The organism is Arthrobacter sp. B0316-1-20 (assembly GCF_059091865.1).
This window is the reverse complement of record NZ_JBNHHC010000052.1, coordinates 18,004-27,097: the sequence shown is the minus strand read 5'-3', so window position 1 is coordinate 27,097 and position 9,094 is coordinate 18,004. Positions and strand designations below refer to the sequence as shown.

The 9,094-nt window shown below is 65.6% G+C and carries 8 protein-coding genes; 7 read left to right on the top strand and 1 reads right to left on the bottom strand.

Translation table 11 applies throughout. The features are described from left to right. From AC5RW2_RS36050 to AC5RW2_RS36020, 7 genes are all read left to right on the top strand, one after another. Positions 1–643: DUF8175 domain-containg protein (locus AC5RW2_RS36050; protein ID WP_494075088.1), on the top strand; the 643-nt coding region annotated here is incomplete at its 5' end. After that, complete coding sequence (locus tag AC5RW2_RS36045) at positions 636–2,438, top strand: hypothetical protein (RefSeq protein ID WP_494032851.1); 1,803 nt, start codon at positions 636–638, stop codon at positions 2,436–2,438. The genes AC5RW2_RS36050 and AC5RW2_RS36045, both read left to right, overlap by 8 nt. An 8-nt stretch (positions 2,439–2,446) precedes the next feature. After that, positions 2,447–3,967 carry an SCO6880 family protein gene (locus AC5RW2_RS36040; RefSeq protein WP_494032852.1) on the top strand — a complete coding sequence of 507 codons (1,521 nt, stop codon included), beginning with the start codon at positions 2,447–2,449 and terminating at the stop codon, positions 3,965–3,967. After that, positions 3,967–5,619 (top strand): putative type IV secretion/conjugal transfer ATPase, encoded by a 1,653-nt coding sequence (locus AC5RW2_RS36035; RefSeq protein ID WP_494032853.1) that lies wholly within the window; start codon positions 3,967–3,969, stop codon positions 5,617–5,619. Before AC5RW2_RS36040 ends, AC5RW2_RS36035 begins: the two co-directional genes overlap by 1 nt. Next, complete coding sequence (locus AC5RW2_RS36030; RefSeq protein WP_494032854.1) at positions 5,616–7,400, top strand: type IV secretory system conjugative DNA transfer family protein; 1,785 nt, start codon at positions 5,616–5,618, stop codon at positions 7,398–7,400. The genes AC5RW2_RS36035 and AC5RW2_RS36030 overlap by 4 nt, the downstream gene beginning before the upstream one ends. Position 7,401: 1 nt before the next feature. Continuing rightward, entirely contained in the window at positions 7,402–7,827 is a 426-nt protein-coding gene (locus AC5RW2_RS36025) for a DUF4913 domain-containing protein (RefSeq protein ID WP_494032855.1), read from the top strand. A 542-nt stretch (positions 7,828–8,369) separates the two neighbouring features. Continuing rightward, entirely contained in the window at positions 8,370–8,660 is a 291-nt protein-coding gene (locus tag AC5RW2_RS36020; RefSeq protein WP_494032856.1) for a hypothetical protein, read from the top strand. Positions 8,661–8,678: 18 nt separating this feature from the next. On the opposite strand, the gene AC5RW2_RS36015 is transcribed toward AC5RW2_RS36020, so the two are convergent. Next, positions 8,679–8,864, bottom strand: coding sequence for a hypothetical protein (locus AC5RW2_RS36015; RefSeq protein ID WP_494032857.1), 186 nt, complete (start codon positions 8,862–8,864; stop codon positions 8,679–8,681). Between the last annotated feature and the right edge of the window lie 230 nt (positions 8,865–9,094).

Below are 9,094 nucleotides of genomic sequence, written 5' to 3'. Positions count from 1 at the left end.
TTTGGCGATGTGGCCCCGCGATGAACCTGCGGCGTCGCAGCCCCCGGCGGCTGCGACGCCGCAGGCATCCTCAATTCCCGCCGGCTCGGGCTCAATGTGCGGACTGAAGGCCACCGGCGGAAAAACGCTTACCAAGGCCCCGGAGGTGACTTGGGAACCCATCGGCGCCACCGATGCGCCCTCATCAGAGGAGCACGGTCCCGGGCGCATCGACGAGGCAACCGGAGTGCGGTCCTGCTATTCCCACACGCCTGAGGGGGCGCTGCTGGCTGCTACCAACCTGCTGGTGTCCTCTGCCGATCCCGAACTGCTGCTGGAAACAACCCGTTCCCAGACGGTAGACAGTCCCGGCAAGGACGTTGCACTGACTCAGATTCAGCGGCAGCTCGACAGCGGCGGGGCCGCTATCCCCATGGAGGTTGCCGGGTTCCGGCTGCTTTCCTACTCCGATGCGGAGGCCACAGTCGAGGTCGTGATGTCCTTTGACGACGGCGAAGGACTCACCCACATGACCACGGGCGTGGACCTGGTGTGGCAGGACGGGGACTGGAAGTCGGTGCGGGCTGACGACGGCACCGGCGGTCCTGTCTCGGGCCGGGTCTCAGACCTCTCCCGCTACATCCCCTGGACCAGCAATGGCTGAGCAGTGCGACTGGCTCGACATTGCTTGTAAGGGCAGGCAGGGCATCGCGGAAGCAATGACCGGCGCAGCCGGTGATGCCATGGACCAGATCGCCGACGGCGTGACCAGCGCGGTCATCGACACCCTTGCCTCCCTGGCGACCATCTGGGTGACGATCGAAAGCGCCACCCTGGTCACCGACACCGGCACACCCATCGATGCACCCCAGGGCGGGCCCTTCAACGCACAGGTGGCCACCGCGCTCAGTTATGCTTCCTGGATCGGTCTTGCCCTGGCGGTGTTCTCGGTCATCATGCTCGGCATTACCCTGGCGACCAATGCGAGGCGCGGGGACGGAACGGGCCTGGTGACTACCAGCACCATGGTCTTCGGAGGCGCAACCCTCATCAGCGGGGCAACCTCACTGATTTCCTTCGTCATCCCTGCCCGGCAGGCCAACGTTTCAGGGACCGTCGGATTCATCCAGGATCAGACCCTGTACCTGACGCTGGCGCTGGCGGTGTTGAGCACGATTATCGCGGGGGTGAAAATCGGCTGGACCCAGCGCGGGGAACATGCCCGCGACCTGCTGAAGTCCCTGCTGACCCTGGCGCTGGTCTCAGCCGGAGGCGTCACTATCGTCAATGTCCTGATCGAACTGGCCGATGCCCTGGCCGTGCAGGTCATCGACTCCGCCGTTGGTCCGGATTTCCAGAGTGATCTGGTCAAGCTGCTCGGGATGGACAACGAGCTGGGTATCGACAATGCGGTAGTCACCGGTGGCCAGAACTGGCTGGGTGGCAACCTGATTCTCATCATCCTCGGCGGCATCGTGGCCCTGCTCGTCAATCTGATCCAGATCATGCTCATGGTCCTGCGTACCGGGATGCTTTTTCTCCTGGCCGGGCTGCTGCCCCTGAGCGCGGCATTCACGAACACCGAGATGGGCCGGAACTGGTTCATGAAGATTATTGGCTGGACGCTGGCCTTCATCTTCTACAAGCCGGCGGCGGCCGTGATTTACGCCGTCGCAATCAAGATGAGCACCAGCGGGGTCTGGGAGGACAGCGGCAACGGGATCATTACCTTTGGTGCGGGCCTGATGATGATTGCCGCAGCCGTACTGGCCCTGCCCATGCTCATCGGTTTCCTCTCCCCGATCATGGGTGCCATGTCCGGCAACGGCGGCGGCGGGGCCGCGCTGGCCGGAGCTGCGGCGGCGATCCCGGCTGGGGCTGCCATGCTGGGCCGCGGCGGTCGGGGGTTCGGCTCCGCAGGCCCGGGCGCACCGCCCGCTGGGGGCGGGGACAAGGCTTTCCTGGCGGGGAAGCCCCCGGCCGGTGCAGGCGCAACGGCTGCAGCAGGCAAGGCGGCCGGAACAGCAGGTACGGCGGCGGCCGCCGGGGCGGCCACCGCCGGCGTCGGAGCGGCTGTGACGCTGGGCGCCAAGGCTGCCACCGCGGCCAAGGAGACTCTGACCAGCAACGTCGCCTCCAGCGCTCAGATGGGCGAGGGAGCAGCGGGCGGCGGGGCAGGAACCGGCGGTTCCGGTGCCCCGGCGCAGGGATCTCAGGGCCCAGGCGGTTCGGGAGCGGCCGGGCAGAGCCCAGGTACCCCCGCCAAGGGCGGGCGGGCTCCGGGCCGCACTGAAGGTGCTGGAGCCAGCGGCCCGGCCCCCTCGGGTGCGTCCGCGACGGGACGCGCAGCACCGTCCACCGGCCGCAGCGCTGCCCCGCCCGCGAAGGCCACCCTCAAGGGTGCCCAGCCCACCCGTTCGACAGGTGATTCAGCCGATGGCCGGCCAGGCCGGAAATGAGGGAATCCATGGAACAGACCGGATTTGAAAACCGCGAAGACGCCCGTCCCCTGCAGTTCGGCAACTACCGTGTTCCGCAGTCCAAGGGACTGGCGGGACTGTCCACCGCAGCGACGACCCTGCTGATCATCGGTGCGGTGCTCTGCGTGTTCCTGGTGATGCTCAGCCAGTGGGTCGCGGCGGCCGTGGTGCTTCTGCTGATCGCCGTGGCCGTCGGGATGACCGTGGTCAAGGACAAGCACGGCATGACCCTCGTCGAGCGGATCGTGCGTCGTTTGGGCTGGTGGAATACCCGCTACACCGGGGCCAACATTTACCGTTCCGGCCCCACCGGGCTCGTGCCCGGCGGCACGAACCAGCTGCCCGGCATCTCGGCCCGCTCCCGGGTAACCGAGCACATGGACGCCTACGGGCGGCCCTTCGCGCTCATTGAAGTCCCGCAGAAGGGGCACTTCACTGTGGTGTTCAGCTCCGAACCTGACGGCGGCGGAATGGTCGACCAGGAGCAGATGAACCGCTGGGTCTCCCGCTGGGGCCACTGGCTGAGCATGCTCACCGATGAACCAGGCCTGACGGCAGCGTCGGTGACCGTCGAAACCGCCCCCGACACCGGTTACCGGCTTGCCCGCAAGGTCAATGCGCGCATGGTTGACGACGCTCCGGACTTCGCCCGCCAGGTGATGAACGAGGCCGTACAGATGCTCCCCTCCGGGGCCACCACCACCCGCGCCTATGTGGCAGTGACGTTCAAATCCATCCTGCGTGCCGGGGGCCGTCCCCGAAAAGCCGAAGAAATGGGGCAGGATCTGGCCGCGCGTCTACCGGCGATCACTTCATCCCTGTCGGGGACCGGGGCCGGGGTGGCCGTTCCGCTCACCGCCCAGCAACTGTTCGAGACGATCCGGGTCGCCTACGACCCGGCGGAGGCCGCGCTCTTCGACCAGGCCCATGCCGATGGCCGGGCCCCCAAACTGGAATGGCACGACTGCGGGCCGCAGGCCCACGAAGCGCGCTGGGACAGCTACCGCCACGACAACGCCGTATCGAAGTCCTGGATGATGTCGCTGCCGCCGCGCTCGACCATCCAGGCCACGATCCTGCAGGGCTTGCTGGAACCGGCCCCGGAAATCGCGCGCAAGCGCGTGACCATGCTCTACCGGCCCATCGACCCGGCCCGTGCGGCGAGCCTGGTGGAAAACGATGTCAACACGGCCCTGTTCAACGCCTCCACCCGCAACCGCGAAACCGCCCGCGACACCCGTGACCTGCGGGCGGCCCGTGCCACGGCTGCCGAAGAGGCATCCGGGGCGGGACTGCTGAACTTCGGGATGGTCGTCACCGCGACCGTCTGGAACGAGGACCAACTGGCCGACGCCGAAGCGGTCATCGAGAACCTTGCTGCCTCGGCCCGTATCCGTCTGCGCGAAGCGTTCGGGTCCCAGGACTCCACCTTCGCCGCAGGTCTGCCCCTGGGCGTGGTCATTCCCGACCACATGGCCCTGCCAACCAATGTGAGGGAGGCCCTCTGATGGCAACAGCCGGAAAGACCTCGACGTCCCGCTCCTCCGAAAACACCCTGCGCAGCCCCAAGCGTCCAGGCCCGAGAGGATGGAAGGGCCGCGGCCGCGGCGAGGCACTGGTGCTCGATGCGCCGCGCGAGTTCCGCGGCACCAGCGTCCAGGTCTGCGGCCTCTACCCCTGGGCCACCGGCGGCGGGGCCCCGATGGAAGGCGTGCCGCTGGGCCGCAACCTGCTCACCGGTGAACCCGTCTGCTGTGACCCGATCAGCTGGTTCCTCAACAGCCGGCTCATCTCCAACCCCTCGGCCTTCGTCATGGCCAATCCGGGCCTGGGTAAGTCCTCCCTGCTGCGGCGCATGGCCTTAGGACTGGCCGCCTTCGGAGTCTCACCCATGATCCTGGGCGACACCAAAGGCGAACATGTGGCCATGATCGAACAACTCGGCGGCTCGGTACTGCCGCTGGGGCGGGGAGTCGGGCACATCAACCCGCTGGACGACTGCGGCGCCGTGGCCGCCGCCCGGCTGCTGTCTGCGGCCCGCAGGGAGGAACTGCTGACCGAAACCCACACCCGCCGACGCACGGTGATCACCTCGCTGATCGCCATCCTGCGCAAGGCGCCGCTGACTGAACGGGAACACTCGGTTCTGGACCGGTGCCTCACCGTCCTGGCCGAACGCCACACGGGAACCCCCGTGATGAAGGATCTGCTGCAGGTGCTGACGGACAAGCCCGAGGCGGTGCGAACCGTAGCCCTGGACCGGGGCGATGACCGCCGCTACAACGAGATCACCGAAGGCCTCCAAAGCTCCCTGACCAACCTGTGCGGGGCGGGCATCTTCGGCGATATGTTCGCCAAACCCTCCACCAGCCGCATCGAGGCCGGCAAACCCATGGTGTTCGACCTCTCCCGCATCTCCCAGGTCGAGAACGACCTGCGGGCCGCAACCCTGATGGCGTGCTGGTCGGCGGGATTCGGCACCGTGATCACCTCGAACCTGCTGGCCGACGACGGGGTCATCGACCGCAAACGGTTCCTGGTCATTCTCGATGAGCTGTGGAACACCCTGGCCGCCGGTCCCGGGATCGTGGACCAGGTCAACGCCCTGACCCGTCTGAACCGGGAGTGGGGCGTCGGGCAGATCATGGCCTCCCACACCCCGTCTGATCTGGAAGCTGTCCAGAACGAAGCCGACCGGGCCAAGGCCCGCGGTATCCTCGCCCGCACCGGAATCAAGATCCTGGGCGGATTGGCCAAATCGGAAATGCCGCTGCTGACACCGTCGGTGCCGCTGAGCCTGCGTGAGCAGGAACAGCTGGCTCACTGGCAGGACCCGCCCGCCTGGAACCGGCGCGGCGACGAGACCCTGGAATACACCAACGACGACGTATTCGCTTCCCTCGACGAAGCGATGCAAATCAGCGACACCGAGCTGCAGGCCTGGCTCGAGACCGAAGAGAACCGGCAATGGTACGACGACGACCGTACCGAGGAACCCCCGCCGGGGCAGGGCAAGTTCTTCATCAAGGTCGGTTCCCGGGCCGGGATCCCGTTCCAGATGCAGTTCACGCCCACGGAGCGTCGGTCCCAGGTGCACGACACCGAGAAGAAGTGGCATCAGGCCAAGGCCCGTGCAGCCCGCGAAGGTGGTCAGCGATGAGCTCACTCGATGCCAAGCGCAAGGCCGGTGTCAACGGTGAGACCGGCCTGCTGGCCGCAGGCATGGCCCTGCTTTTCGGGGTGCCTTCGGCTCTCTGGGTCGTAGCCTCGCTCGGACACACCCTCATCCCGCGCCCGGAGGGGATCCCGGATGGGTTCTGGGCAGTGGCCTTCGGGCTACTCACCGGCGCCGTCGTCTGGCGGTGGGTGGAAATCCTGCTCGTGGTCCTGGTCGCCGTCCTGTTCCTGGGCCTGCTCACGTGGGCGGCGATCATTCGCCACCGCCGGAACAAGAACCGGGTCCGCCACGATCGGGCCGCCCGCTACATGGCCTCCATCAAGGATGTCGCTCCGTTCACTCTCAAGGAAGCCGAGAAGAAGGCCCAGCGCTTCGGCGTCGACGCGCCGGGCGTGATGCTCGGGAAGATGGTCCGCACCGGAACTCCGCTCTACGCCTCCTGGGAGGACACCCTGCTGCACATCTGGGGCACCCGTACCGGCAAGACCACCAGCCAGGCCGCCCCCTCGATCATCGAAGCACCGGGTCCGGTCATTGCCACCTCCAACAAACGCGACCTGCCCGATCTGACCCGCGACATCCGCGCCAAGGACGGCGATGTGTGGGTTTTCGACCCGCAGGGTGTGGCCGGCGAGAAACCCACCTGGTGGTGGAACCCGCTGACCTACGTCACCGACAGCGAACGGGCCGCCGAGATGGCCACCAACTTCGCCCTTGGCTCCCGCGCGGCCGGGACCAAGTCAGGAGACGCCTACTTCGACTCCGCCGGCAAGGACCTGCTGGCAGGCCTGCTGCTGGCCGCCGCCGTGGGCGAAGAGCCCATCGAACGGGTGCACTACTGGCTGACCCGTCCCACCGAGGACCGGGCTGTGCAGTACCTGCGCGAGGCCGGATGGGCCAAGGAAGCCGATGCGGTCGCCGGTGCCATTAACGCCCCGGATAAGCAGCGCGAAGGCATCTACGGCACTGCCCGTCAGATGGCCTCATGTCTGAAGAACGAGAAGATCGCACCCTGGGTCAACCCCGCCGGCCCCGACGACAACCGGCCGCAGTTCCACCCCGAAGAGTTCGTGCGGGGCAAAAACACCCTCTACGCCCTCTCCAAGGAGGGCGCAGGCACCGCAGGGCCCCTGGTCACTTCCCTGACCGTCGCCACCGTGACGGCCGCCGAAGAGTACGCCGTCACCCAGCGCGGCGGCCGGCTGGCCACACCGATGCTGTGCGTGCTCGATGAGGCCGCCAACGTCTGCCGCTGGGCGAACCTGCCCGACCTCTACAGCCACTACGGCTCCCGGGGCATCGTCGTCTCCACCTTCCTGCAGTCCTGGTCCCAGGGCGTGGATGTCTGGAATGACTCAGGGATGAAAAAGCTGTTCTCCACGGCCAACGTCTTCACCTACGGCGGCAACGTCAAAGAGGAAGGCTTCCTGAAGATGCTTTCCGAGCTCGTGGGCCAGTACCAGTACACCGCCGTCTCCGTCTCCCGCCAGAAGGACGGCCGCTCCACCAGCCGTCAGGACTCCCGCGAGGAAATCCTCTCGGTCGCGGACCTCGCCTCCCTGCCGCGGGGACGGGCCGTGATGCTCGGCTCCGGCGCCCGGGCCGCCCTGCTGCGCACGGTGCCGATCAGCGCCCGGCCCTACGCCGCCGAATCCGCCGCATCCGAGGATGCCCACGACCCGTCCAAACCGCAGCCGGAGCCTGCGGCGGCAGCTGAAACAGCCGCCGCCAACCGCTGGTCTTCCCTGGCCAAGGAAGGCTGAGATGGACGTACAAGCGGCATGGGAATCCGACGATCAGCAGACCACACAGGAGAGTGCCCCTCCCGAACAGGAGAACCCCGCTCCGGAGCTGCACTTCAAGAACCTGCCCGCGTTTATGGAACACCTTGCGGTGATTTACCGCCGCAAAACCGACATCGCCGGCACCGGCGGACTGCTGTGGTGCTCACAGTGGTGGCTGCACCCCGAAGCGTTCAGCCGTCTGGAGGCCCTGTGGCGCTCCTGGGAACACCTGCGCCTGGACGGACAAACCGGCATGTCCGTATGGTGGCGCGACCACGCCGACCCCCACATGACGCGCCTGATGTCCGCCGACGGACCATTTCAGGGATGCAACCTCCAGGACGGCCACAACCCCAAGGTGAAGGACCTGCCCCTGGAGACACCCCCCGCTGAACTGTTCGCCTGATCCGGACATGACGAAGGCCTCCGCCGTAGGCGGGGTCTTGGTAGTAGCCGGTCGTCTTGGAGTCGCCGTAAGTAACAGCCGAAAATCACAGGCGGATATGCCTGAATAGGTTCCTGACTCCAAGGTCCCACAGGGCATCGCAGGTGACTGCTGCGTGTGTTCGGTGGGAAGACCGGTTAACGGACGCATCCAAACCCTCAAACATGTCTCGGAACCAGAACTGAGCACACCCGACCAGGATTTCCTTGCAAGACATGGTGGCAAGATGATCCGTTCCTTGCACGGGAAGAGGACCAGCTCTGTCTTGTCAGAGTCCTGCATTGAATCGATTGGGAGACGCTTTTCGCCGGAGGGACCTGCTGGCGCATTCATCTGAAAGAACCGTCGGGCAGTCGAGCCAAGAGGCAGTAAGAGCGGGCCGCCTTAAGACCAGTTGCTATGCGGCCAATGGCTATAGCGGCGCAGTGTGTGATTCATATACTGAGGTTTCAGAAAGCTGCAGCGAGTTACTTGAGGCCCTCTACGCATGCGGAAGTGGAATCATGTTCGTTCCGAATAATTTTCAGGGCAGGGGACCGGGAGTAGGTCCAAGGCCGAACGTAAATCAGGCTAAGGTCGCGGTAGTCGGCATTGCCATTCTCACCGCAGGCTTCTGGGCAATGCTGATTGCCCTCTTGCTCGCCGGAGAAATCAAAGACTGGTTCCTGCCCGTTACACCCATACTTTCGACCATTGCACTGGTAATGGCGATCCATCACTTGCGGAAACTAAAGGCTGCTGCAGCAGCGGATTCGGACGCAGGTGGCCAGAACGGCCCGCATACCAAGCATTAGCATCGGACTCACAGGGCCTCACTGTTCGCGCTCTCTGGTTACGTGTTCATAAGCCAAGTAGCAGATGTAGAGACCGAACAGGGTCTGGAGGACGACTGCCAAAAACTGCAGGCTTGAGGGCAGCAGCACAGCTGCAGCAATGCCAAGGATTCCGAGCGCCGCCCCAACAAGAACTTTCCGTTTGGTAGACCATTCCCGCGTCACACGACCTCCTCAGTGATCCACACCTGGAAGGTATCGCTATGCCTCCACGGTGGCTGCTGTGATCCTTCTACGAAACACAAGCACAGACTCCCAGTTCAGGAGACGGCTTTGCGCTTAGCCTACGGCTACCCGGTGAATCCTAGCCAGAGGCTTTGAAAGCTGGCACAAGTTATTTTCCGCAGCGGGCGGCTCTCGAGCGGCGGACCCAGTGTGTCCACCGCATCCTGCCA